The organism is Nonomuraea sp. NPDC050556 (genome assembly GCF_044457355.1).
GTDB lineage: Bacteria > Actinomycetota > Actinomycetes > Streptosporangiales > Streptosporangiaceae > Nonomuraea.
The window spans coordinates 1,193,285-1,217,614 of record NZ_JBITGU010000001.1; the positions used below are offsets into that span (position 1 = coordinate 1,193,285).

At 72.1% G+C, this 24,330-nt stretch carries 23 protein-coding genes; 18 read left to right on the forward strand and 5 right to left on the reverse strand.

The window, feature by feature from the left end:
* Both ACIBG8_RS05950 and ACIBG8_RS05955 read right to left on the reverse strand, forming a co-directional pair.
* On the reverse strand, positions 1 to 1,131 hold a 1,131-nt coding region (locus ACIBG8_RS05950; protein WP_397341411.1), incomplete at its 3' end, for a nucleotide disphospho-sugar-binding domain-containing protein.
* Positions 1,132 to 1,142: 11 nt separating this feature from the next.
* Complete coding sequence (locus ACIBG8_RS05955) at positions 1,143 to 1,556, reverse strand: nuclear transport factor 2 family protein (protein WP_397341412.1); 414 nt, start codon at positions 1,554 to 1,556, stop codon at positions 1,143 to 1,145.
* A 144-nt stretch (positions 1,557 to 1,700) separates the two neighbouring features.
* Between ACIBG8_RS05955 and ACIBG8_RS05960 the strand changes: the two genes are divergently transcribed.
* The 16 genes from ACIBG8_RS05960 to ACIBG8_RS06035 all read left to right on the forward strand — a co-directional run bounded on the left by ACIBG8_RS05960 (position 1,701) and on the right by ACIBG8_RS06035 (position 19,140).
* Entirely contained in the window at positions 1,701 to 2,651 is a 951-nt protein-coding gene (locus ACIBG8_RS05960; protein ID WP_397341414.1) for an aromatase/cyclase, read from the forward strand.
* Positions 2,644 to 4,158: a class I adenylate-forming enzyme family protein gene (locus ACIBG8_RS05965; protein WP_397341415.1), complete on the forward strand. Its 1,515-nt coding sequence runs from the start codon at positions 2,644 to 2,646 to the stop codon at positions 4,156 to 4,158. Before ACIBG8_RS05960 ends, ACIBG8_RS05965 begins: the two co-directional genes overlap by 8 nt.
* Before the next feature lie 31 nt (positions 4,159 to 4,189).
* Positions 4,190 to 4,492 carry an antibiotic biosynthesis monooxygenase family protein gene (locus tag ACIBG8_RS05970; protein ID WP_397341416.1) on the forward strand — a complete coding sequence of 101 codons (303 nt, stop codon included), beginning with the start codon at positions 4,190 to 4,192 and terminating at the stop codon, positions 4,490 to 4,492.
* A complete protein-coding gene (locus ACIBG8_RS05975) occupies positions 4,489 to 5,277 on the forward strand; it encodes an SDR family NAD(P)-dependent oxidoreductase (protein WP_397341417.1) in 789 nt (262 codons plus the stop codon). Before ACIBG8_RS05970 ends, ACIBG8_RS05975 begins: the two co-directional genes overlap by 4 nt.
* Before the next feature lie 28 nt (positions 5,278 to 5,305).
* Positions 5,306 to 6,055: an SDR family NAD(P)-dependent oxidoreductase gene (locus ACIBG8_RS05980; protein WP_397341418.1), complete on the forward strand. Its 750-nt coding sequence runs from the start codon at positions 5,306 to 5,308 to the stop codon at positions 6,053 to 6,055.
* 37 nt (positions 6,056 to 6,092) lie between these two features.
* A complete protein-coding gene (locus tag ACIBG8_RS05985) occupies positions 6,093 to 7,235 on the forward strand; it encodes a cytochrome P450 (RefSeq protein WP_397341419.1) in 1,143 nt (380 codons plus the stop codon).
* The gene (locus ACIBG8_RS05990) at positions 7,232 to 8,461 is read left to right on the forward strand and encodes an FAD-dependent monooxygenase (RefSeq protein WP_397341420.1); all 1,230 of its coding nucleotides are present in this window, start codon (positions 7,232 to 7,234) and stop codon (positions 8,459 to 8,461) included. Before ACIBG8_RS05985 ends, ACIBG8_RS05990 begins: the two co-directional genes overlap by 4 nt.
* Positions 8,462 to 8,472: 11 nt before the next feature.
* Entirely contained in the window at positions 8,473 to 9,246 is a 774-nt protein-coding gene (locus ACIBG8_RS05995; RefSeq protein ID WP_397341421.1) for a cyclase family protein, read from the forward strand.
* A gap of 28 nt (positions 9,247 to 9,274) precedes the next feature.
* Positions 9,275 to 10,333, forward strand: coding sequence for a pyruvate dehydrogenase (acetyl-transferring) E1 component subunit alpha (gene pdhA / locus ACIBG8_RS06000; RefSeq protein ID WP_397341422.1), 1,059 nt, complete (start codon positions 9,275 to 9,277; stop codon positions 10,331 to 10,333).
* A gap of 77 nt (positions 10,334 to 10,410) precedes the next feature.
* A complete protein-coding gene (locus tag ACIBG8_RS06005; protein WP_397341423.1) occupies positions 10,411 to 12,312 on the forward strand; it encodes a KedN5 family methylcobalamin-dependent radical SAM C-methyltransferase in 1,902 nt (633 codons plus the stop codon).
* 5 nt (positions 12,313 to 12,317) lie between these two features.
* Positions 12,318 to 13,334, forward strand: a complete 1,017-nt coding sequence (locus tag ACIBG8_RS06010) for a methyltransferase (RefSeq protein WP_397341424.1) — start codon at positions 12,318 to 12,320, stop codon at positions 13,332 to 13,334.
* Entirely contained in the window at positions 13,334 to 14,380 is a 1,047-nt protein-coding gene (locus ACIBG8_RS06015) for a methyltransferase (RefSeq protein ID WP_397341425.1), read from the forward strand. The genes ACIBG8_RS06010 and ACIBG8_RS06015 overlap by 1 nt, the downstream gene beginning before the upstream one ends.
* A 52-nt stretch (positions 14,381 to 14,432) precedes the next feature.
* Positions 14,433 to 15,236: an SDR family NAD(P)-dependent oxidoreductase gene (locus ACIBG8_RS06020; RefSeq protein ID WP_397341426.1), complete on the forward strand. Its 804-nt coding sequence runs from the start codon at positions 14,433 to 14,435 to the stop codon at positions 15,234 to 15,236.
* 6 nt (positions 15,237 to 15,242) lie between these two features.
* A complete protein-coding gene (locus tag ACIBG8_RS06025; RefSeq protein WP_397341427.1) occupies positions 15,243 to 16,283 on the forward strand; it encodes a ketoacyl-ACP synthase III family protein in 1,041 nt (346 codons plus the stop codon).
* Positions 16,270 to 17,502, forward strand: coding sequence for an acyltransferase domain-containing protein (locus ACIBG8_RS06030; protein WP_397341428.1), 1,233 nt, complete (start codon positions 16,270 to 16,272; stop codon positions 17,500 to 17,502). Before ACIBG8_RS06025 ends, ACIBG8_RS06030 begins: the two co-directional genes overlap by 14 nt.
* A gap of 15 nt (positions 17,503 to 17,517) precedes the next feature.
* Positions 17,518 to 19,140 (forward strand): FAD-dependent monooxygenase, encoded by a 1,623-nt coding sequence (locus ACIBG8_RS06035; RefSeq protein ID WP_397341429.1) that lies wholly within the window; start codon positions 17,518 to 17,520, stop codon positions 19,138 to 19,140.
* A gap of 85 nt (positions 19,141 to 19,225) precedes the next feature.
* Here ACIBG8_RS06035 and ACIBG8_RS06040 read toward each other — a convergent pair whose 3' ends face one another.
* From ACIBG8_RS06040 to ACIBG8_RS06050, 3 genes are all read right to left on the reverse strand, one after another.
* A complete protein-coding gene (locus ACIBG8_RS06040; protein ID WP_397341430.1) occupies positions 19,226 to 20,077 on the reverse strand; it encodes an ABC transporter permease in 852 nt (283 codons plus the stop codon).
* Positions 20,074 to 20,916, reverse strand: a complete 843-nt coding sequence (locus ACIBG8_RS06045; protein ID WP_397343898.1) for an ABC transporter ATP-binding protein — start codon at positions 20,914 to 20,916, stop codon at positions 20,074 to 20,076. Before ACIBG8_RS06045 ends, ACIBG8_RS06040 begins: the two co-directional genes overlap by 4 nt.
* 71 nt (positions 20,917 to 20,987) lie before the next feature.
* Complete coding sequence (locus ACIBG8_RS06050) at positions 20,988 to 21,671, reverse strand: cyclase family protein (protein ID WP_397341431.1); 684 nt, start codon at positions 21,669 to 21,671, stop codon at positions 20,988 to 20,990.
* Between the two features lie 188 nt (positions 21,672 to 21,859).
* Between ACIBG8_RS06050 and ACIBG8_RS06055 the strand changes: the two genes are divergently transcribed.
* Both ACIBG8_RS06055 and ACIBG8_RS06060 read left to right on the forward strand, forming a co-directional pair.
* Positions 21,860 to 23,116: a beta-ketoacyl-[acyl-carrier-protein] synthase family protein gene (locus ACIBG8_RS06055; RefSeq protein ID WP_397343900.1), complete on the forward strand. Its 1,257-nt coding sequence runs from the start codon at positions 21,860 to 21,862 to the stop codon at positions 23,114 to 23,116.
* Positions 23,113 to 24,318, forward strand: coding sequence for a beta-ketoacyl synthase N-terminal-like domain-containing protein (locus tag ACIBG8_RS06060; RefSeq protein ID WP_397341432.1), 1,206 nt, complete (start codon positions 23,113 to 23,115; stop codon positions 24,316 to 24,318). The genes ACIBG8_RS06055 and ACIBG8_RS06060 overlap by 4 nt, the downstream gene beginning before the upstream one ends.
* Positions 24,319 to 24,330: the final 12 nt, after the last annotated feature.

Below are 24,330 nucleotides of genomic sequence, written 5' to 3' on the forward strand. Positions count from 1 at the left end.
GCTGGCCCCCCCGCCCCCCCCCCCCGCGGGGGGGGGGGGGGCCCGGCGCGGGGCCCCCCCCCCCCCCCGCCCCGGGGGGGGGGGGGGGGCCCCGGGGGGGGGGGCCCCCCCCCCCCCGACGGCGGCGAGCCGCTCTCCCGCGAGGATCTGCTCGTGCAGCGCCGGAATGACCAGCTGCGGCACCCCGAGCAGCGAAGCGGTCATCAGGGTGCCTGCCCCGCCCTCGTGCACGATCGCCGTGCTCGACTCGAGAACCGTACGCAGCGGCATCCAGCCGGTCGCGACGACGTTCCCGGGCAGCGTGCCGAGCTGTGCCACCTGCTGGTCCGAGGCCGCGACGACGACGTCGACGTCGTGTGCCGCCAGAGCCTCCAGCACCTCACCGGCGGGGAACTGGGACTTGCCCGCCAGCAGCTCCACCGTCGTTCCCCAGGTCACGCACACCCTGGGCCGCCCGGAGTCGTCCAGGACCCGGCTGGCGCCGCTGTCCGGCCCGTTGTACGGCACGTACCGGGCCGGGGTGGTGTGGCTCTCCTGCGGGAACTGCAGCAGAGGCGGGCAGATGTCGAGGCACAGGTCCTCGCGGACGCGGTCGTCCGGCACGCCGTACTCGCCCGTCAGCGCGCGCAGATCCTCCGGCCAGTCGTCGTAGAGCCCCATGAACCGGGCGCTGTCCAGGCCCCAGGTGTGGCGGACCGAGAGGGCGCCGGCCGCGCGCGCCGCGATGGCGCCGCCGAAGGTGATCGGGTCCCAGACGACCACGTCGGCCGCCCACTGCTTGGCCAGCCGTACGGTGTCGTCGGTCATCGCGCGCGCCAGGGCGCCGTAGACCTCGAGCACCAGCAGCCGCGGATCGGTCACCCCCGCGGGGCGCTGGGCGCCTGGGGCGCTCAGCTTGGTCAGGCGGCCCCTGGCGTCCTTGGCCGGAGCCATCCGGCTCCTGAACATGTCGGCCGTGTCGAGGTCGGTTCCGACGCTCGCGGCCGGCAGCCCGCTGGCGCGAAGCGTCTGCTGCAGCGCCGGCTGGCTGGCGACGAGCACGTCGTGCCCGGCCGCCCAGCACGCCCACGCCGTGGGCACCATCGGGAAGAAGTGTGAGGGCCACGCCCACACCACGAAGAGGATCCGCATGAGTGCTCCGTTCAACCGTCGCGGGAGACCCGGCGGTGCCGGACCAGCCAGCTCTCGCCGTCGCGTACCAGCAGGTCCTCGCACACGCACGACTGGTGCAGCCGCGGTGCGCCGCCCGCCGGGGTCACGAAGACCAGCGCGTAGCAGGTCACCCGCACGGAGTCCGCGTCCTCGCCCGGCCGCACGGACACCATGCCGTGCCAGTGGCGGTGCGTCTCGCCCTTCTCCGCGCGTTCCTTCGCCGCGAGCGCCGCGGCCTCGGCCAGGTTTCCCCGCCCGCTGACAGCGGGACGCGGCGGTGGCGGCACGAACGTCCCGTCCTCGGTGAACGTGGCCGCCCACCCCGCCGTGTCACCGCTGTCCAGCAGGTGCATGTGGTCGGCGTAGAACTGCTGGATCTCCCAGTAACGCGGGTCAGTGCGCACGTCGTCTCCGTTCCCGGCAGCAAGATGGCGATCTCTCGTCGCCGAGGGTGGCCGCTGGACATCGAGCGGCACACGAGCATCGGACGAACGGCCCTCTGTCTCTCCTCGCCGCCCGCTCGACCCCTCGACGCCAGGTTGTGGTCCATGTGGGAGATGCAGTCCGAGGTCGTAGCCCGTGAGATCACCGTTCCAGCGCCGGCGGAGACGCTCTACGCGATCGTCGCCGACGTGTCGTCGTGGCCGCAGTTCCATCCGTCGGCCGTGCACGCCGAGGTTTGCCTGCGCGACCTGTCCGGCACGCTCATCAGGCACTGGGCGCTGGCCGACCATGAGTCGGTGCGCACGTGGCGGGCGCGCTGGCAGTTCGATCCTGCGGCGAACCGGATCCGGTTCGCGCACGAGACGCCGCCCGCGCCGTTCCGGTCCCTGTCAGGCGAGTGGGCGTTCGCCGACCTGCCCGACGGCAGCTGCCAGGTGACGTTGCGCCACACGCTGACCTTCCTGCCCGGCGACCGCGAGCGGGCGGAGGCCATGGTCGCGGTCGTCGCGCGCAACACCCAGGAACTGCTGGACAGCGCCAGGGACGCGGCGACGCGCCGCGAGGAGCTGCGCTCGCTCGTCCTCTCCTTCGAGGACCGCGTCTTCATCGCCGGCTCGATCCGCGACGTCTACACCTTCCTCTACGAGGCGAACGAGTGGCCGGACCGCATCCCGCACGTCTCCCGCCTCGCCCTGGAGCAGCCGGCTCCCGACATCCAGTTCTTCGACATGGACACCAAGGCGCCGGACGGGTCGACGCACAGCACCCGATCGGTGCGCGTCTGCCGGCCGAACCACCTGATCGTGTACAAGCAGATCGTGTTGCCCGCCCTGCTGGACGCGCACACCGGCCACTGGTCGTTCCTGGAGACGCCAGAGGGCGTCCTCGCCTCGGCCAGGCACACGGTGACGATCAAGCGGTCGGCGCTCGGCCTGCTCGGCGACGAGGCGACGCTGAGCGACGCGCGGCGCTACCTGCGCAGAGCGCTGAGCATCCACAGCGTCAGGAACCTGAACCTGGCCAAGGAATACGCCGAGGAGCTGGCCGGTGTCTGACCGACCTCCCGCCCGGCCGCTGCAGATACCGGAGATCCGCCTCGACGAGCGGCTCGGTCAGACGGCGGCGCGGCTGCCGAGCCGCCCGGCCATACGCAGCGGCGAGACCGTCCTCACCTTCGCCCAGCTGGACGCCGCCGTCTCGCTGCTCGCCGGGACGCTGCGCGCCATCACGTCGCCGGGCACCGTGATCGGCATCGCCAACATCCTCGACCCGTGCTTCGCGGTGGCGTACTACGCCGTCCTGCGCAGCGGCAACACGGTGGCGATCCTGAACCAGTTGCAGAGCGGGCAGGCGCTGGCGCACATGCTGGGCGCTGCCGAGGTCCGGCTGGCGTTCGTGACCGACGACATGAACACGCGCCTGGCCGCCGCGCTGCCCGCCAACGGGCAGGTCACGCTGGTGCCGGTGTCCGCGGCGCTCGCCCCCTCGGCGCTCGCCCCGCTGACGCCGCCCGCCGTGGCACCCGCCACGAGCGGCGACGGCACGCGGGCCTGCGTCCTGTTCACCAGCGGCACCACCGGCCTGCCCAAGGGGGTCCTGCTGTCGCACCGCAACCTCGTGGCCAACGCCGCCCAGATCGCCCGCACGCACCGGCTGAGCGCGAACAGCGTCGCGGTGAACCACCTGCCGAGCTACCACCCGATGCACCTGAACTCCGCCGTGTGGGCGGGCGCCACGCAGGTGCTGTGCACCGCCCCCGACCCGGTCGTGGCCACCCGCCTGGCGGCGGAGGTCGAGGCGACGCACTACTACAGCCTCCCGATGCGGCTGGCCCAGCTCGCGGCCGACGCCCGGCTGCGCGAGCTGCGGCTGGACACGGTCAGGGCGATCCTGTCCGGCGGGTCCGCCCTGGCGCCGGCGTCCGCCAGGGCGCTGACCGACCACTTCGGCGTCCCGGTGATGCAGGGGTACGGCCTGGCGGAGACCTCCCCGCTGACACACTGCGACCAGCCGCCATGGCCGCGCTACGGCTCCGTCGGCCCGCCCGTCGCCGAGACCGAGTGCAGGATCGTCGACGTCACGACCCGCGCGGAGCTGCCGGTCGGTGACCGGGGAGAGGTGCAGGTCCGCGGCCCGCAGATCATGCTGGGCTATCTCGACCCGAACGAACCCTCCCCGGTCGGCCCGGACGGCTGGCTGTCCACGGGCGACATCGGACGCCTCGACGCCGACGGCTACCTGTTCCTCATCGACCGGATCAAGGACACCTTCAAGTACGACGACAACCTCGTGGCGCCCGCCGAGATCGAGCAGGTCCTGGCCACCCATCCCGACGTGGCCGACTGTGTGGTCCTCGACACCCCGGACCCCCTGCACGGCGCCGTCGCCAACGCGCTGGTGGTGCCGCGGACCGACGGCGTCACGGCCGCCGAGATCGCCGCGTTCCTCAACGACAGGGTCCCCGTGTACCAGCAGCTCGCCCGGGTGGTCCTGACCACGTCGATTCCGCGCGGGCCCGGCGGCAAGACCAGCCGGGGCGCGCTGCGCGAGCTGCTCCAGTGAACCCCCCTTCCCGAGAAGACGGAGAACGCCCGTGGTGACCCTGGTCAACAAACTGACCTGTACAGGAGATCTGGCCGAGTTCACGCGCATCCTGGAGCGCCTGACCGAGTACATGCGGGCCCAGCCCGGCTACCTGTCCTCCGAGCTGCTGCGTTCCGTGCGCAACCCCGCCGTGTACGTCGAGGTGGCGCGCTGGGAGAGCGCCGAGGCCCACAAGGCGGCCGTCACCGGCGACGGCTTCCGCGAGCGGGTCTCGGGCCTCGGCGCCCTGGCCACCGTCGACCCCGACGTGTACGAGGTCCTCCACGAGAACGTGGGGACGACGGCGCGATGAGCGAGGCCCAGGAGCGCCAGCGCGGATCCGCCGGCATCGCCGGGCGGGTCGCGCTGGTCACCGGGTCGAGCCGCGGCATCGGCGCGGAGATCGCCAGGGAGCTGGCCGCGCGCGGCGCGCTGGTCGCGGTCAACTACCGGCGCCGCGAGGCCGACGCGCTGCGGGTCGTCGCCGACATCGAGTCGGCCGGCGGCCGGGCGGTGGCCGTGGGCGCGGACGTGACCAACAGGTCCGAGGTCGAGTCGATGGTCAAGCGGGTCGAGGCCGCCCTCGGTCCGATCGGCATCCTGGTGACCAACGCGCACGGTTTCGACGAGTCCATCCGCGCCTTCCCCCTCGACGTCGACGTCGAGGACCTGACGGCCATCGTGTCAGGCCAGATCCGCGCGGTGCTGCTCAGCGTGCAGGCCTGCGTTCCCGGCATGGTGGAGCGCGGCTCGGGCGCGGTCGTGACGATCTCCGCGCTGCCGGCGCGCGACCCGTGGATCAGGTCGATCACGCACGGTACGGCGAAGGCCGCTATGGAGGCGATCGCCAAGTTCCTCGCCCGCTACCTCGCCCCGACCGGGGTCAGGGTCAACACCGTCATCGCCGGGGTGACCAGGACCGAGTCCTCGGCGCAGATCCCAGCGGAACGGCTCGCCGCCGCCGTCGAGACCGTACCGATGAAGCGCATGGGAGAGCCGCAGGACATCGCCCGCCTGGTCGCCGCGCTCGCGTCCGACGACTCCTCCTACGTCACGGGGGCGTTCGTGCCCGCGTGCGGAGGGGCGCTGATCCTGTGACGGCCGCACGAGGAGGGGGTGTCCCGGCATGGATCTCGGGCTGAACGGCCGCGTCGTCCTGGTGACGGGCGCGACAGGCGAGATCGGCGCGGCCATCGCCACGGCCTTCGCCGCCGAGGGCGCCAGGGTCGCCGTGGCCTACCACTCCGACAAGGACGCCGCGATCGCGCTGGCCGAGCGCCTGGGGCAGGCGGCAGCCGTACCCTACGAGCTGGCCGACCCGGACTCGCCCGCCGCCATGCTCGCCGAGACAGCCGAGCGCCTCGGGCCCGTGGAGGTGCTCGTCGCCAACGCGATGCGCTGGGGCAGGCGCCGGGCGCCGGGCGAACGCTTCGAGGACGTGCCGCCGGCCGAGTGGGCGCCGGTGATCGCGGAGAACCTCACGCCCACCATCAGGACGGCCCAGCTCGCCGTCGCCGGGATGCGCGGCGGCGGCTGGGGCAGGATCGCGCTGATCTCCTCGCACGTGGCCGTCGACGGCCACCGCGGCCAGGAGTTCTACGGCGCGACCAAGGCCGGGCTGCACGGCTTCGCCAGGAGCCTGGCCTGGGACGTGGGCCAGGACGGCGTCCTGGTCAACGTGGTGTGCCCCGGTCTGACCCTCACCCGGCGGGTCAGCACCGGCCTGCCGGCCGCGATCCAGCAGAGGGAGACCGACCGCACGGCGACCGGGCGGCTCAGCCGCGCCGAGGACATCGCCGCCGCGGTGGTCTTCCTGTGCTCCTCAGCCAACACCAACATCACCGGAGAGGTGCTCACGGTCGCCGGCGGCCGCTGACCCGGCTTCGGCCCCACCTCCAGAGGAGTCCTCCGCCATGACCACAGCACCGCCCGGCCCGTACAGCCCCGGTTTCCAGCTCGACCCGTTCCCGACCCTGGCCAGGCTGCGCGACGAGGCGCCGCTCAACCGGGTGACGCATCCGGAGCTCGGCGCCTGCTGGCTGGCCATCCGCTACGACCTCGTGAAGTCGCTCTCGGCGGATCCACGGATGGTCAAGCCGCAGAATCCGCTGGACGGCAACTCGCTGAACAGCTCGCCGCCCGTGCACACCAGGCTGCGCAAGCTGGCCCAGGCCAGCTTCAGCCCCCAGCGGATCGAGGCGATACGCGCCTGGACCGGGCAGGTCACCGGGCAGATCCTCGACGAGATGGCCGAGCGGGGGACCGTCGACCTGCTGAGCGTCCTGGCCGATCCCATGCCGATCACGGTGATCAGCAGGCTGCTCGGCGTACCGGCCGAGGAGATGGACGAGCTGCGCAGCTGCGCGACCGGCTTCCTGACGGAGACCGAGGAGCTGCGGGACCAGGCGCTGGGCGTGGCGCACGCGTACGTGCTGCGCCTCGTGGCGCACAAGCGCACCCACCCGGGCGACGACGTCACCAGCGCCCTGATCGCCGCGCGGGACGGGCAGGACCGCCTCGACGAGGACGAGCTCGTCCGCATGGTGATCGCGCTGCTGGTCAACGGCTCGATCACGACGACCAACATCATCGGCACGGGGACGCACCTCCTGCTGACGCACCCGGATCAGCACGACAGGCTCCTGCGCGGTCCTGAGCTCATCCGCGGCACCGTGGAGGAGGTCCTGCGGCTCCAGGGCCCGATCGGCGCGATCACCTGGCAGGCGGCGGAGGACGTCGAGGTGGAGGGGCTGGTCATCGCCGCCGGCGAGTACCTCATCACCTCCCTGCAGGGCGCGAACAGGGACCCGTCCTGGTTCGACCGGCCCGACGTGTTCGACATCACCAGGAACCCCAATCCCCACCTGTCCTTCTCCCACGGCATCCACCACTGCCTCGGCGCCCCGCTGGCGCGGATGGAGGCCCAGGTGGCGCTGGACGCCCTGGTGCGCAGGTTCCCCGGCATGCGGCCGGCGGGGGAGGCGGTGTGGCGCGACAGCCACGTCGTGCGCGGGCTGACGCACCTGCCGGTGTCCGTCGGCGTACCAGCGGCATGAACGACGAGCTGTCGGCGGACGTCTGCGTGGTCGGCGGCGGCCCGGCCGGCCTCACGCTGGCGCTGCTGCTGGTCAGGTCGGGCGCGCGCGTGGTGTTGCTGGAGAAGAGCCCGCTCCACACCCGGGAGTACTGGGGGGAGATCCTGCAACCGGGCGGGCTGGCCATCCTCGGCCGGCTCGGCGTGCTCGACGCGGCCAGGGAGCGCGGCGGGCACGAGCTGGCCAGGTTCCAGTTCGTCGACAAGGGCGCGACAATGCTCGACATCGACTACCGGTCGCTGCCACGGCCGTACAACTACCTGCTGAGCATGCCGCAGCGGCACCTCCTGGCCGCTCTTCTCGATGCCGCCCGGGAGCACGACCGTTTCACCTACCGCGACGGCTGCCGCGCCACGGAACTCATCCAGGAGGACGGGCGGGTTCGCGGCGTCGTGGGCCGCGGCGCCGGCGGTACCACGGTGGTGCGGGCCAGGTACGTGGTCGGCGCAGACGGCCGCTTCTCACCGATCCGGCGGATGGCCGGAATCCCCAGCGGGCGCAGGGACGTGTTCGACTTCGACGTGTTGTGGGTCAAGCTGCCCGCGCACGAGCGCACCCTGCCCTACGCGCAGATCTTCCGCGAGGGCGGCACCCCGCTGCTGGCCTACCCGTCCTGGCCTGGCCACCTGCAACTGGGCTGGACCGTCCCGCACGGCGGGTACGCGCGGATCGTCGCCGAGGGGCTGGACCGCGTCAAGGCGCGGCTGGCGGAGGCGGCCCCGCCGTACGCGTCGCTGATCGAGGCCACCGTCACCAGCACGGCCGACCTGTCCCTCCTGGACGTGTTCGCGGCGAGGGCGCCGCGCTGGGCGGCGCCCGGCCTGGTCCTGACCGGCGACAGCGCGCACACCCACAGCCCGATCGGGGCACAGGGCATCAACCTCGCCATCCAGGACGCGGCCGTCCTCCACCCGCTGCTGCTGGAGGCGCTGCGCGCCTCAGAGGGGACCGGCACGATCGAGGAGTTCGAACGGCTGCGCGGCCCCGACATCGAGCGGGTGATGCGGATCCAGACCATGCAGGCCCGCGGCATGCGCGCCGGCGGCGGCGCGGCGGGCCGGTTCTTCCGCATGACGGCGGCGCGGGTCCTGACGCGCACGCCGCTCTTCGCCAAGCTCACCCGCGAGATCGTCTACGGCAATCCGCGTATCCGCGTGGCGACCGACCTCTTCCTGACACCCCGCTAAGGAGTCACCACGTGCGCGTCATCGACCTGTCGACCCCCGTCGACGCGGCCGGATTCGAACCCAACCCGGTGCTTCACGAGATCCTTTCCCCCGCCGAGGGGGCCCGCCACATGAGCGAGGAGATGCGCACCCACTTCGGGCTGGACCTCGATCCGTCCGTGCTGCCCGACGGGGAGTTCCTCTCGCTGGACACCCTGACCCTGACCACGCACACCGGCACCCACGTCGACGCCCCCTCGCACTACGGATCCACCGCCTCGTACGGCACGCCGCGCAACATCGACGAGATGCCGCTGGACTGGTTCATCGGACCCGGCTGCGTGCTGGACGCCACCGGCGAGCCGGTGGGGGCGCTCGACGCGGACTGGGTGCTGCGGGAGCTGCGCCGCATCGACCACCACGTGCGGCCGGGCGACATCGTCCTGCTCAACACCGGAGCCGCCGCGCTGTGCGGCCGGCCGGAGTATTTCTCGAAGTTCGTCGGCCTGGACGCCTCCGCCGTCCACGTCCTGCTCGACCTCGGCGTCCGGGTCATCGGGACCGACGCCTTCAGCCTGGACGCCCCCTTCTCCCACATCGTGAGCGGGTTCGCCGAGACCGGCGATCGCGCGCTATTGTGGCCCGCCCACTTCGTCGGCCGCGAGCGGGAGTACTGCCAGCTCGAACGGCTGGGCAACCTAGATGCGCTGCCCGCGCCGACCGGGTTCCAGATCTGCTGCTTCCCGGTGAAGATCAGCGGCGCGGGTGCGGGCTGGGCGAGGGCGGTGGCCATCGTCGACGCCTGAGCCCCATGGCAGGAACAGGAAGTGGCACATGCCCGAGCTCGTGCGACTGCTCACCGAGGACGGCGAGCGGATCGAGCATCCCGACTACGACATCGACCTGACCGCGGAGGAGGTGCGCGGCCTCTACCGCGACCTCGTCCTGGTCCGCAGGTTCGACACCGAAGCCGTCGCCCTGCAGCGCCAGGGCGAGCTCGGCCTGTGGGCCTCGCTGCTCGGCCAGGAGGCGGCGCAGGTCGGCTCGGGCCGGGCCCTGGCCGCCGGCGACATGGCCTTCCCCAGCTACCGCGAACACGGTGTGGCCTGGTGCCGCGGGGTGGACCCCGTCGCCCTGCTCGGCATGTTCCGTGGCGTCAGCCACGGCGGCTGGGATCCGCGCGAGCACAACTTCCACCTGTACACGATCGTCATCGGCGCCCAGACCCTGCACGCCGTCGGCTACGCCATGGGTGTCCAGCGCGACGGGGACGACGCCGCCGTGATCGCCTACTTCGGCGACGGCGCCAGCTCGCAGGGCGACGTCAGCGAGGCGTTCACCTGGGCCTCGGTCTTCAACGCCCCGGTGGTGTTCTTCTGCCAGAACAACCAGTGGGCGATCTCCGCGCCAGCGGAGAGGCAGTCGAGGATCCCGCTCTACAGGCGCGCGTCCGGCTTCGGGTTCCCCGGTGTGCGTGTCGACGGGAACGACGTGTTCGCCTGCCTCGCGGTGACCAGGAAGGCGTTGAAGGACGCTCGCGAGGGCCGGGGGCCGACGCTCGTCGAGGCGTTCACCTACCGCATGGGCGCGCACACCACCTCGGACGACCCCGCCCGCTACCGGACGGCGGAGGAGTCGCAGGCGTGGCGGGCCAGGGACCCCATCGCGAGGGTCAGGGCGTACCTGGCCGGGAACCGGCTCGCGGGACCGGAGTTCTTCGAGGCCGTCGAGGCCGAGGCGGACCTGCTCGGCAAGGACGTCAGGCGGCGCTGCCTGGAACTGCCCGACCCGGGGCCCGCGGCCATGTTCGAGCACATCCATTCAGGACGGCACGCGCTGCTGGAGGAAGAAAGCGCGCAGTACGCCGCCTATCTCGATGGATTCACCCTCTAACCCCTGACGAACAGGCGTCTAACCGACCGGCCGATGATTCTCAGCAGCCCCTCGATTCGGGAAAGGAAGAATCGACGATGCTGACCATCGGTCTCGTGCAACAAGGCGCATGGGACATGCCACTGGAATCGATGCCGCTAGCGGCTGGATACCTGAAGGCGGTGCTGGACTCCGATCCGGTGACCGCGGGCGCCGTCAATGTCAAGATACACAATTTCCGCGGCGGCGTGGCGCTGACGGCGATCGCCAGGGAGTTGTTCCGCGAGGAGATCCCCGATGTGCTCGGCTTTTCCGTGCTCGGGTGGAACTACCGGAACTTCGGCTGCGTGGCGGAAACCTTCAAACAGCTGAATCCGCGGGGCATCGTGATTTTCGGCGGGAACCATGTGGCGAACCAGGCGGCCCGCGTTTTCCGGGAAATGCCCCAGGTGGACGTCGTGGTGAACGGCGAGGGCGAGACCACCCTTCCCGGACTCGTCAGGTACCTGCTGGAGAATCCGGGAGACCTGGATCCCGCGCACGTCCCCGGCGTCTCCTACCGGAGGGAGCCGGGTGACGTCCACACCACGCAGGACGCCGCCAGGATCGAGAACCTCGACCTCGTCCCGTCGCCCTTCCTGACCGGCGCCATCCCCATGAACTGGCCCAATGGGCGGTTCCGCTACGACGTCGCGCTGATGGAGACCAACCGCGGCTGCCCCTACAAGTGCTCCTTCTGCTACTGGGGAGGCGCCGTCGGCCAGCGGGTGCGGGCGTTCTCCCGCGAGCGGCTCGTCGAGGAACTGGACTTCTTCGGCTTCCACGAGGTTCCGACCGTCGTCCTGTGCGACGCCAACTTCGGGCTGCTGGAAAGCGACGAGGAGTTCGTCGAGGACCTCATCAAGACGCGGGAGCGGCACGGATATCCGCGCGCGCTCGAGACGAGCTGGGCGAAGAACAAATCAGCGAGATTCCACCGGATCGTCACCGAGTTACGCCAGCACGGATTCAAGAGCTCCTTCACGCTCGCGCTGCAGACGCTTTCCGACGAGGCGCTCACCGACATGCACCGCAGAAACATGAAGGTGAACCAGTGGGAGACGCTGGCCGACTGGCTGGCAGGGGAGGGGCTCGACTGTTATGCGGAGCTCATCTGGGGCGCTCCTGGAGAGACACCGCAGTCATTCTTCGAAGGATACGACCGGCTCGCGGAGAAGGTTTCCAGAATCGCGGTTTATCCGCTCCTGCTGTTGCCGAACACGTCGTACAGCGAAAGTCGTGAGCTACATGGATTCGTCACGTTGCGCGGCGAGCACGACGACTTCGAATACGTCCTCGCCAATCGCAGCGCGCCGCTGAACGAACACGTCATGATGCAGCGTTTCATGCTGTGGGCCAGGGTGCTGGGCGAGAACCAGTTCCTGCGGCACGTCTGGCGGCCGGCCGCCGCGCTGACGGGACAGACCCAGTCCGGTCTCATCACGAGCCTCATGCACTGGTTCGAGGCCTCCCACGCGCCGGAGGTCCGCGAGTTCTGCGCGGCCATCCCGGTCATCGCGGAATCGCCGCCCGTGGTGCGCGCGCTCCGCTCGCTCTACAGCAGCCGCGGGCTGGAGCGGGAGGTCGAGGCGTGGTGGCGGGGCGAGGTGGTCCCGCGCTTCCCCGAGCGGTGGCGGCCGTTCGCCGAGGAGCTCTACACCTACGAACACTGGACCCGCCCCGTGTACGACGACCCGAACGCCGGGCCCCCGCCGGGATGGCACGCCGAGAGCAGCTCGTCCTACCGGACGGCCCCGATCCGCTTCTCGCACGACATGCGCCGGGTGCTCAAGCAGGGCGAGTGGGACAGGGACCAGCCGCCGGAGACGGAAGCGGTCTGGTACGTCTTCGACGCGAAACCCGGCTTCTACGAACACATGGACAACCACGAGACGGCCGCCCACTACGCCGCCGAGCCCATCCGGGTCGACCCGGCCCCCTCCCATGGAAGCGAGAAGTAATGCTGGTGGACAAGGTAGACGACGCATCCTCCATCCTGCAGCTGGGCACGGCGTTCGCACCGGCCAAGATCCTGCACAGCGCGGTGGAGGTCGGCCTGTTCGAAGCGCTCCAGGACGAGCCCGCCGACCTGGGGCAGATCTGCTCGAAGCTGGGGTTGAACCCCAGGCTCACCCGGGACTTCCTCGACGCCCTCGTGGTGCTGGGGCTCCTGGACAAGGAGAAGGGCAGGTACCTGGCCAGCGAGACGGCCAGGAAGTTCCTCGTCCCCGGCCAGGCCGGGTACGTCGGCGGCCGGATCAAGATCGGTGGCAAGCTCCACTACCGCGCCTGGCAGTCGCTGGCCGACGCGCTCCGCGACGGCCTCCCCAAGGCCGACATCGACGCCGACGCCAAGGCGTACGAGCGCCTGTACGGCGACCCTGAGCGGGCGCGGGTCTTCCTGTCGCACATGGACGCCAGCAACGTCATGGTGGCGCCCCAGCTGGACGAGTGCATCGCCTGGTCGGAGTACGAGTCGTTCGTCGACGTCGGCGGCGCGCGCGGCCAGGTGGCCGCGATCCTGGCCGGCAGGAACAAGCACCTGCGCGGCGGCGTGTTCGACTTCCCCGCCGTCCGCCCCTACTTCGACGAGATCATGGCGCAGTACGGCACCGCGGAACAGGTCACCTTCCACCCAGGCGACTTCTTCCTCAACCCCCTTCCGTCCGTCGACGTATACGTCATCGGTCACGTCCTGCACGACTGGTCGGTGAGCGAGCGCCGCCAGATCATCGAACGCGTGTCGGCCGCTGCCCGGCCGGGCAGCGTGTTGCTGATCTACGACCAGATGCTCGACGAGGACCGGCCCGACCTGCAGAGCCTGATCGGCAGCCTCAACGTGGCGCTGATCACCCCCGGCGGTTCCGAGTACACGGTGGCCGAGTGCCGCGACTGGGTGGAGAACTCCGGCTTCCGCTTCCTGCGTGCCCACCGCCTCCCCGTCGGCAACGACACGGTCCTGGTCGCCGAGCGGACCGCCTGATGGCGGAGTGGGACGTCCCGGCGCTGGTCAGCGCGGCGTCGAAGACGCCGCGCGAGGCGCTGGCGGTGCTGGCGAACGCGGACCGGTTCGCTCGCGCGATCCACGTGCTCGCCGAGCTGAACGTCGCCGACCTGCTCACCGCCGGTCCCAGGACGGTGGACGACCTGGCCGGTGAGGTCGGCGCCGACGCGCCCTCGCTGTACCGGGTGCTGCGGTGCGCGGCGTCGGTGGGGGTGTTCACCGAGGTCGAGGTCGAGACGTTCGGGTTGACGCCGATGGCGGAGGGCCTGCGCACCGACATCGCCGACACCGCCCGCGACGCCATCGTCATGGACGGATCCGACTTCTTCTACCGGGCGCTCGGCGCCCTCGGGCACAGCGTGCGCACCGGGGAGACGGCCTTCGACCATGTCTTCGGCATGCCGATCTGGCCCTACCTGGAGAGCAACGCGGCCTCGACCCGCATCCTGGACGACGCCATGGCCGCCATCAACAGGCGGCTCGGCAACCGGTATCTCGAGCAGATCGACTTCGGCCGGTTCCGCCAGGTCGCCGACGTCGGCGGCGGCAAGGGGATCTTCCTGTCCATGCTGCTGGAGCGCTACCCGGGATGCTCCGGCGTGCTGTTCGAACGGCCGGCGATGGTGGAGGCGGCCGAGTCCTCGATCGCCGAGCACGGGCTGGCCGACCGGGTGACCATGACGGCCGGCGACTTCTTCACCGGCCCGCTGCCCGCCGGCTGCGACGCCTACGTCCTGAACATGGTCCTGCACGACTGGAACGACGAGGCGGCCGCGCGCATCCTCGGCCAGGTGCGGGAGGCGATCGGCGACACCGGCGCCGTGCTGTTCGTCCTGGAACAGGTCGTGTCCGAGCTGAACACCTGGGACCGCGCCAAGCTCCTGGACATCGACATGCTCACCGTCTGGGGCGGGCGCGAGCGCTCCTTCCACGAATGGGAACGGCTCCTGCGCTCGTCCGGCTTCGCCCTCGCCAACGAGCCCGCTCCCGGGGAATGGACGGTGCTCGAATGCCGCCCGCTGTGAGGCTCGTCGCGGCCTCGCACGCCCATCTATGCGCCGAAGGGATGTTGACACCATGACGGATAACTCCACTCCTTTCGCCGGCCAGCACGTCGTCGTCACCGGCGGCAGCTCGGGGATCGGCCGCGCCGCCGCGCTGATCTTCGCCAGGCAGGGCGCCGAGACCGTGTTCATCACCGGGCGGGACGCCGAACGCCTGAAGGAAGCGGCCACCCTGCACCCGAACCTCGTCCCCGTCGTTGCCGACGTCGCCACGGCGGAGGGCGCGGACGCCGTGGAAGCGGCGGTCGCCGCCGGTCCGGGCGTCGTCGACGTCCTGGTGCACAACGCCGGGATCACCAAGAAGACGCCCATCGGCCGGGTGAACATGGCGGACGTCATGACGGTGCTCGGCACCAACCTGATCGGCCCGCTGCTCCTGACCGACCGCCTGCTCGCCCGCCTGCGCACGCCAGGCGCGAGCATCGTGTTCGTCACCAGCGTCGAAGGGCACCGGCCGCCGCCCTTCGGTTCCTCGGTGTACGCGGCCTCGAAGGCGGGCGGCGAGGCGTTCACCCGGGCGTGGGCGGTCGAGCTGGGCGAGAAGGGCATCCGGGTCAACGCGGTCGCCCCGGGCGTGACCAGGACGGACGCCGCCGTGCGTGCGGGGTTCAGCCCGGCGGACGCGCAGCTGGCGCTGGAGATCTTCTCCCAGGCGACGGTCGCCGGGCGGCCCGGCGAGCCCGAGGAGGTGGCCAGCTGGATCACCCGGCTGGCCGAACCGGGCAGCGCGTACGTGACCGGACAGGTGATCTCGGTGGACGGCGGCATCGAGCTCGCGGGCCTGCCCATGAAACGCCCCATGAAACCTAGGCCATGACCCGCGATGCGCTTCGACGACCTCTTCATCACGGCCACCGGCGTGTGGCTGCCGCCGGCCGTACCGGCCGAGCCGGTCGCCTCGGGCGGCCCCAGGCCTGACGGCATCACCTCGGTGACCGTGTCCCGGGGCGAGTCGGCGCCGGAGATGGCCACCATGGCGGCCCGCACCGCGCTGGAGCGGGCGGGCCGCAGCGGCGGCGACATCGGGTTGCTGCTGCACGCCGACGTCTACTACCAGGGGCACGACCTCTGGGCCCCGGCCTCCTACATCCAGCGGCACGCCGGGGTGCCTGACTGCCCGGCCATCGAGGTGCGGCAGCTGTCCAACGGCGGCATGGCGGCGCTCGGCCTCGCTGCCTCCCACCTGACCGCGGCGGGCGACGGCGCCGCGGCGCTGATCACCGCCGCGGACCGGTTCTGCCCTCCGGGGTTCGACCGGTGGCGCAGCGACGCGGGCACGGTGTACGCCGACGGCGGGGCGGCGATCGTGCTGTCCCGCGTCACCGGCTTCGCGCGCCTGCGCTGCCTGGTCACCGAGTCCGACCCGGGTCTCGAGGCCATGCACAGGGGCGCCGATCCGTTCGGCGTCGCGCCCTTCTCCGTGCGCGGCCGGGTGGACCTCGACGTGGTCAAGCGGGCCTTCCTCGCCGAGGCCGGGATCTCCGACAGCGTGGCGCGGGTCTCCGCCCGCCAGCACATGGCGATCAAGCAGGCGCTCGCCGAGGCCGAGACCAAGCTGAGCGACATCGACTGGTTCGTTCTCCCGCACTTCGGCCGCAGGCGGCTGGAGCTCGCCTACATCAACCCGTACTGCATCGACCTCGAGCGGACCACCTGGCCGTGGGGACGGCAGGTCGGCCACCTCGGCGCGGGCGACCAATTGGCCGGTCTGGACCACCTGGCGGCGTCCGGGCGGCTGCGCCCGGGGGACCGGTGCCTGCTCGCCGGCGTCGGGGCGGGGTTCAGCTGGTCGTGCGCGGTCGTCGAGGTGCTGGCCGGAGCCGGTTACGCAGCAGAAGAGGAGGGGCAGGATGCCCGATCGTAGGCGCCTGCTGGTCTGGTCGGGAGCGGACGAGCAGGATTGGGAACGCGGCAGGGCCGCGCTGCGGCGATGGCTGAGCGAGGACGGGCCGCCCGCGTTCCAGGACGCGGTCGACCGGTGGCGGCCGCCCGCCCCCGCCGGGCCGGTGCGCGGCGCCGTACTGGCGGAGACCCGCGCCGAGGCGCTGGCCGTACTGGCGGACACGACCCCGGCACGTGGTCGCAACAGGCCGGTGGCGCTGCTGTTTCCCGGCCAGGGCGCCCAGCATCCCCGCATGGGGGCCGGTCTCTACGATCGCGACCCGACGTTCACCGCCGCCATGGACGAGGTCTTCGAGCTGTTCGGCCCGGACGGGCAGGCGATCAGGGACGACTGGCGCTCACCGCGTCCGGACCTCGACCTCGACGACCTGCGCAGGGCGCAGCCGCTGCTCTTCGCCGTCGACCGGGCGCTGGGCGCGCTGGTGCTGAGCTGGGGCGTGCGCCCGGCGGCCCTGCTGGGCCACAGCGTCGGCGAGGTGGCGGCGGCGGCCCTGGCCGGGGTGTTCAGCGTGGCCGACGCCGTCACGGTGATGCGGGACCGCATCGACCGGCTGACCGGCCTGCCGCCGGGCGGGATGCTCGCGGTGGCGGCGGGCGCCGACGAGCTCCGCCCGTTCCTCGCGGACGCCCCGGGCGAGGTGGTGGTCGGCGCGGTGAACGGCGCGCGGCAGGTGATGCTCGCCGGGCTCGACGGGCCGCTGCGCCAGGTCGAACGTACCTTGCGCGCCGCCGGATACGGGTGCCGCAGGGCCAGGGCGACGACCGCCTTCCACAGCCCGGCCATCGCCACCGCGCTGGCCGGGTCGCGAGAGGTGATGGCCGGGCTGCCGCTGCGGCCGCCGGACATACCGATCTACTCCGGCTACACGGGCGGGCTGATGTCCGGCGCCACGGCGGTCGACGCGGACTTCTGGGCGAACCAGCCCGCCGAGCCGGTGCTGTTCGGCCCGGCGCTCGACCTGCTCCTGGCCGGGGGTGACTACCTGCTCGTCGAGGCGGGCCCGTCGGAGAGCCTCACCGCGCTCGCGCGACGCCACCCCAAGGTCAGATCGGGCGCCAGCGACGTCGTGGCCCTGCTGCCCGCCGTACCAGGGGAGGGCGAGCGCGATCGGCGCGCGGTGCTGGCGGCGGCGGCCAAGCTCTGGCTCGACGGCCACGACCTCGACCTGTCCTCCATGTAGAAAGGTTGCCAGCAGATGGATTCCTCCGCCGAGGTGTTGATCGCGGGCGCCGGGCCGGTCGGCCTGACCGCCGCGCTCGACCTGACCAGACGCGGCATCGGGGTGCGGATCGTCGACGCCGCGCCCGGTCCCGCCACCACCAGCAGGGCGATCGCGACCCATCCCAGGACGCTGGAGGTCTACGCCCAGCTCGGGGTCATCGACGCCGTCCTCAGCAGGGGGCGGCGGATCACCGGGTTCGCGCTGTACAGGGACGGGCGCCGCCTGGCCAGGCTGGCCGCCGACTACACCGACATGCCGACCAGATACCCGTTCACCCTGTGCATCGACCAGATCGTCACCGAGGAGATCCTGCGCGACGCCCTGCGCGCGCACGGGGTCGAGCCCGAGTGGGGCGTGCGGCTGGAGTCGTTCGAGCAGGACGACGAGGGCGTGACGGCCGAGCTGCGCCGCGGCGAGTCCACCGAGACGTACCGGGTCCCCTGGCTGATCGGCTGCGACGGCGGGCACAGCACGGTGCGCAAGGTGCTGGACCTCCCGCTGATCGGCGCGTCCCGCCAGACATGGCTGCTGGCCGACGCCCAGGTCGAGACCGATCTGCCGCCCAACAGCATCTACTGGATCCGCGCCAACGCCGTCACCATGATGGCCGTGCCGTTCATCGAGAGCGGCCGGTGGCGGGTGCTCGACACGGTGGACGTGGACTACGACGGCGACCCCGTGCGGCTCGCCGAGCGGCTGACGGGCAAGTTGCGCACCGGGCTCGGCGGGCACGTGCTGGTCCACCCGCCCACCTGGGTGTCGGTGTTCACCGCCCAGCAGCGCATGGTGCCCAGGATGCGCCAGGGCCGGTGCTTCGTCGCCGGTGACGCGGCCCACGTGCACAGTCCGGCCTCCGGCCAGGGCATGAACACCGGGATCCAGGAGTCCTACAACCTCGGGTGGAAGCTCGCCATGGTCGTCAGGGGCCACGCGGGTCAGAGCCTGCTGGACACCTACGGTCTCGAGCGCGTTCCCGTCGGCGAGGGGTTGCTGTCCTCCACGGAGAAGGCCACCAGCCTCGTCCAGCTGAGCAACCCGGTCGCCGACCGGCTGCTGCCCCTGGTGTTCGGCGCGGTGTCCAGGATCCCCGCGCTGCGCAGGCGGATGCAGGGCAAGATGCTCGGCGCGGTGTCCGGCCTCAACCTCGAGTACGCGCAGAGCCCGCTGACCCGCGCGAACGGCGGCGCGAGCGCCCCACGACCCGGCCAGCGGCTCACCCGCCGCGCGGCGGGTCCCGAGGGGTCGCCCGCCGAGCAGGCGTTCGACGCCGAGCTCCAGGACCTTCGCTGGACGCTGCTGGTCGCCGTGCCCGCCCGCGCGGGCGGCGAGCTCGCCGAGCTGCTCGACGTCGCGACCACCCGGCACGACGCCTGGCTGTCCGTGCGTTCCGTCGGCGCCGGCGACGGTTCCGGAGCGCCCGGTCTCCTGCGCGACCGTGACGGCGCCCTGCGCGCCAGCCTCGGGCTGGCCGAAGGAGGCTGGATCCTCGTACGGCCGGACGGCTACGTGTCGGCTCGCGGCCGGCGGCTGGATCAGGAGGTCGTCGACGCGCTCGCGGCCCAGCTGTGGCCGGACAGGACGGTCGAGCGCGCCTGATCACCACGAGCCGGGGGGAGCGCGATCCGCTCCCCCCATCGAGAAGGGCGGAGCGCGACCCGCTCCGCCCTTCCCCGCGTACGGGTCACCCCACCCGCTGCATGGCCCTCTCCCTGCGGGAGAGCAGCTTCGACCCCGACTCCTCGCGCGTCATCCTGCGGAGCATGACGGGTGCGGCCAGCACGCCGGCCACCGTCCACGCGACGAGCACGCCTGCCCCGGTCAGCAGCCGCCACGACCCGCCGATCTCCACGGCCGCCATGGCGTCGGGCAGCAGCGCCGAGCGGGCGCCGAGCCCCAGCCAGTACAGCGGGAAGACCTCGCCGATCCACCGCAGCTGCGCGGGCAGCTGGGTGATCGGGTAGAAGACGCCCGAGACGGCCGCCAACGCGCACAGGGGGAACATGACCAGCCCGAAGCTGTGCGAGTTGGGGAGCAACGGGCCGATGGCCATCCCGAGCGGCAACGTCGCCGCCAGGCCGAGGACCAGCACGGCGCCCAACGTGGCCCAGGTGCGCACGCCGTGGGTGACGAGTTCCGGGAACACCACCAGCCCGGCGGCGAGGGTCAGCCCCGCCGTGACGACGAGCGAGCTGGACAGCGCGACGACCTTGCTGACCAGGTAGCCGGCCAGGCCGCCCGGCACGGTCCTGGCGCGCAGCAGCGTCCCGTCCTCCCGCTCGACCGCCAGGGTCCCGGCCATGGTCGCGACGCCGTTGAGCCCGATGTTGGCCCCGAGCACGCCGGGCAACATCGTCACCCCCAGCGAGAACGACGTGCCAGACACCACGATGCCGCGGGTGAACAGCATGGCGGCGAAGAAGATCCCGGTGGAGATGAGCGTGACCAGGATGTGGTGGCTGTCGAGGAACAGCTGCCTCAGCTCGGTCAGCCCGTGCCTGATCCCCGCGCGCAGGGGGACGTACGCGCTCCTCATCGCGCCTCCCAGTCGCGGACCAGCGCCAGATAGCTCTGTTCGAGGGTGGCCCGGTGCACCTCGAGATCGCCGATGCCGTCCCCGTGCTCGGCGTAGAGCTGGTGGACGAGGCGGGCCGGGGTCGGCGTGGAGGCGGTGAAGCGCCTGCCGTTCCTGCTCCAGCGCACCTCGGCGGTGGAGCCTGCGCGGGTGGAGAGCTGCTCGGCCGAGCCGTCCGCGATGATGCGGCCGCCGGCGAGCAGCAGGATCCGGTGCGACAGCCGCTCCGCCTCCGCCAGGTCGTGGGTGGCCAGCACGACGGTGATCTGCTCCGTCTCGACCAGCTGCCTGATCATCGTGTGGAAGTCGTGACGGGAACGGGGATCGAACCCGACGGTCGGCTCGTCGAGGAACAGCAGCTGCGGCCGGCCGACCAGGCCGATGGCGACGTCGAGCCGCCGTCGTTGCCCCTGGGTCAGCCGGCGCACCTTCTGCCTGGCCAGGCCGGTCAGCCCGACCAGCTCCAGCAACGCGTCCGGGTCCCACGGCCGGGGCACGGACGCGGTCGCGTACGGCGTGTAGTAGGCGCCCAGGTGGGCGACGAGCTCGCGGACCCGCCACTTGCCGTGGTCGGCCCACGACTGGAGCACCACGCCGATCTCCGCCCGCCATCGCCGGTCGCCCCGCACGGGGTCCGCTCCGAGGACCGACACCTGGCCGGCGGAGCGGACCCTGAACCCCTCGAGAATCTCGATGGTCGTGCTCTTGCCGACGCCGTTCGGCCCGAGCAGGGCGACCACCTCCCCGCGCTGCACCGTGAAGGTGACGCCGGCCAGCACCTCGCTGGCGCCGTATCGCATCCGCAGGTCCCTGACGTCGATGACGGGTCCGGCGCCGGACGGCGTGACCGGCGCCGGGGAGGGCTGGACGATCACCGGTCGATGACCGCGATGGCGCGAACCGGATAGCTCCCGATGCCGGCGATCGGCGTGGGCAGCACGGTCAGCCTGGCGCCGGTGTCGGGCAGCTGGTCCAGCCGGGTCAGCGTCTCCAGCACGTAGATGTCGGCCCCGAGCAGGAGGTTCTGCGCGGGCTTGCTGTTGTCCGTACCGCTGTCGATGTTCTGGCTGTCGATCCCGACGATGCCGGGTCCCGCGTCCAGCAGCGCCCGCACCGCGTCGCCGGTCAGGAACGGCGAGTCCTTGAAGAAGCCGCCGGTGCCCCAGTGCCGGTCGTGGCCGGTGTTGATCAGGACCGCCTGACCGGCCAGCTCGAAGCCCTTGAACACCTCCGGTCCAATCGACCGGCCGTCGGACAGCTTCTCCGGAGGGACCCTGATCACCGTGATCGGGATGTCCACCATGCGCTCCAGGCTCAGACCGGCCACGTCGGCGCCGTCGACGTGGAACTGGTTCGGCGCGTCGATGTAGGTGCCCGTGTTGCCGCACAGCTCCACCTGCGTCAGGGCGAACGTGACGCCGGGCGCGAGGAACGAGGCGGACTGCTCCCGGCTGATGAACTCGGTGACGCGCGGCTTGGGCATCCACGGGTGGGTGAGCATCTCGTGGCTGATCGAATGGCTCAGGTCGACGATCGTGCGGTTCTTGGTCGGCATCTGGCTCTCCCGTTTCTGTCGGTCGTGGATCACCGTCGCAGCGCGGTGTCGACGGGCGATAAAGGCGCTCTCGGGCCTGCCGAGGAGAGACGGACTCCGGGTCTGCTCCGCCCCGATACCCGCTCGACCCCGCGGCGACAGAGTCCATCGAGGCACCGCATTCGTTGCAGGGAGAACCGCAGATGGGAATGCAAGAACGGCGGGTGGTGATCACCGGGATGGGCGTGGTCGCCCCGGGCACCCCCGGGCGCAAGGCCTTCTGGCAGCGGCTCGTCGACGGGCGCCCTGCCTTCCGCCCGATCAGTTTCTTCGACGCAGGAGCATTCCGCTCCAGGATCGCCGCCGAGTGCGACTTCGACGCGGCGAGGGAGGGGCTGAGCGCGCAGGAGATCAGGCGGCTCGACCGGGCCGCGCAGCTGCTCCTGGTGGCCGGAGACGAGGCGGTGGCCGACAGCGGCGCCGACTTCGAGGGGTGCGCGGAACGGGCGGGCGTGAGCATCGGCACGGCCGTGGGGTGCACCATGCGGCTGGAGGACGAATACCTCGTGCTCAGCGACCAGGCCAGGCGCTGGGAGGTGGATCCCGCCTACGTCGTGCCGCACCAGTACGACTACTTCGTCCCGAGCTCGTTCGCGGCGGAGGTCGCCACCCGGTTCGGCACCCTGGGGCCGGCGACCGTCGTGTCCGCAGGCTGCACCTCGGGCATCGACGCGGTGGGGCACGCCTGGCAGCTGATCCGCGAGGGCAGCGCGGACGTCATGCTGGCGGGTGGCACCGACGCGCCGATCTCGCCGATCACCGTGGCGTGCTTCGACGCCATCAGGGCCACCTCGCCGCGCAACGACGATCCGGTCAACGCGATGCGCCCCTTCGACCGTGACCGCAGCGGCTTCGTGCTCGGTGAGGGCGCCGCGGTCCTCGTGCTGGAGGAGTACGGCACGGCCCGGCGGCGCGGGGCGCACATCTACGCGGAGATCGCCGGGTACGCGGCGCGGTGCAACGCCTACCACATGACCGGCCTGCGCACGGACGGCGCCGAGCTCGCCGGGGCGATGGACGCCGCGCTCGCCACCTCCGGCCTCGCGCCGGACGCGGTCGACTACGTCAACGCGCACGGCACCGCGACGCAGCAGAACGACCGGCACGAGACGATGGCGATCAAGCGCGCGCTGGGCCACCACGCGTACACGGTGCCGGTCAGCTCGATCAAGTCGATGATCGGCCACTCGCTCGGCGCGATCGGCGCCATCGAGATCGCCGCCAGCGCCCTGGCCATCGAGCACGCCACGATCCCGCCGACGGCCAACCTCACTGAGCCCGACCCGGAGCTGGACCTGGACTACGTGCCGCGGACCGCCAGGGAGAGCCCGCTGCGTTCCGTGCTGACGGTGGGCAGCGGGTTCGGCGGGTTCCAGAGCGCGATGGTGTTGCGAGGGCAGCCGTGACCGGGGCCCTGATCACCGGGCTGGGCGTGATCGCGCCCACCGGGGTCGGCGCCGAGGCGTACTGGGCCGCCACCCGCGCCGGTGACCTGGGGATCCGGCGGATCGACCGGTTCGACGTGACTGGATGGCCGGTGACGCTCGCCGGCGAGGTGGACGGGTTCGACCCCGCCGATCACCTGCCGGGCCGGCTGATCGCGCAGACCGACCGGATGACCCAGTTCGCCCTCACGGCGACGGACTGGGCCGTGGCGGACGCGGGCCTCGCCCCCGACCACCTGGCCGGCGCGGCCATCAGCACCGCGGCCGCCTTCGGCGGGTTCGAGTATGGCCAGCAGCAACTCCAGGCGCTGTGGCAGCAGGGACCCAAGCACGTCAGCACCTACATGTCGTTCGCCTGGTTCTACGCGGTCAACGCCGGCCAGATCTCCATCAGGAACGCGATGCGCGGCCCGGCCAGCGTCTTCGTCGGCGAGCAGGCGGGCGGCCTGGACGCGATCGGGAACGCCCTGCGCCAGGTGCGCTCCGGCGCCGCCGTGGTGATCACCGGGGGGATGGAGAGCTCGCGCTCTCCCTACGGACACGCGTCCCACCTCGGCAACCGGGACGTCAGCCGCGAGCGGCGGCCGGACCGGGCCTACCTGCCCTTCAGCTCAGAGGCGTGCGGTTACGTGCCGGGGGAGGGCGGGGCGATCCTCGTGGTGGAGCCCGAGGGGGCGCCCCCGCGCGGGCGGGCGGCGCCGTACGGCCGGCTCCTCGGCCACGGCGCGGCGTTCGACGCGCGCTCGCCGGGCTCCGGGCTGCTCCGCGCCGCCGAGCTGGCGCTGGCCGACGCGCGGCTCTCGCCGGGCGACGTCGACGCGGTGTTCGCCGACGCGGGCGGCACGCGCGCGCTCGACCTGGCCGAGGCGGCGGCCGTCGCCGCCCTGTTCGGGCCGCATGCCGTACCCGTGGCCGCGCCGAAGGCGAGCACGGGCCGGCTGTTCTCCGGGGGCGGCCCGGTCGACGTCGTCGCGGCGCTGCTGGCCTTCCGCGACGGGGTGCTGCCCCCGGCCGGACGGGTCGCGGCGCCGGACCCGGCCTACGGGATCGACCTGGTGACCGGGCGGTCCCGGCCGTGGCCCGGGCGCACCGCGCTGGTGCTCGCCCGCGGCGCCGGCGGCTTCCACTCCGCACTGGTGCTGGGCGCGCCCGGCGCCCCGTGAGTCCATCCACTC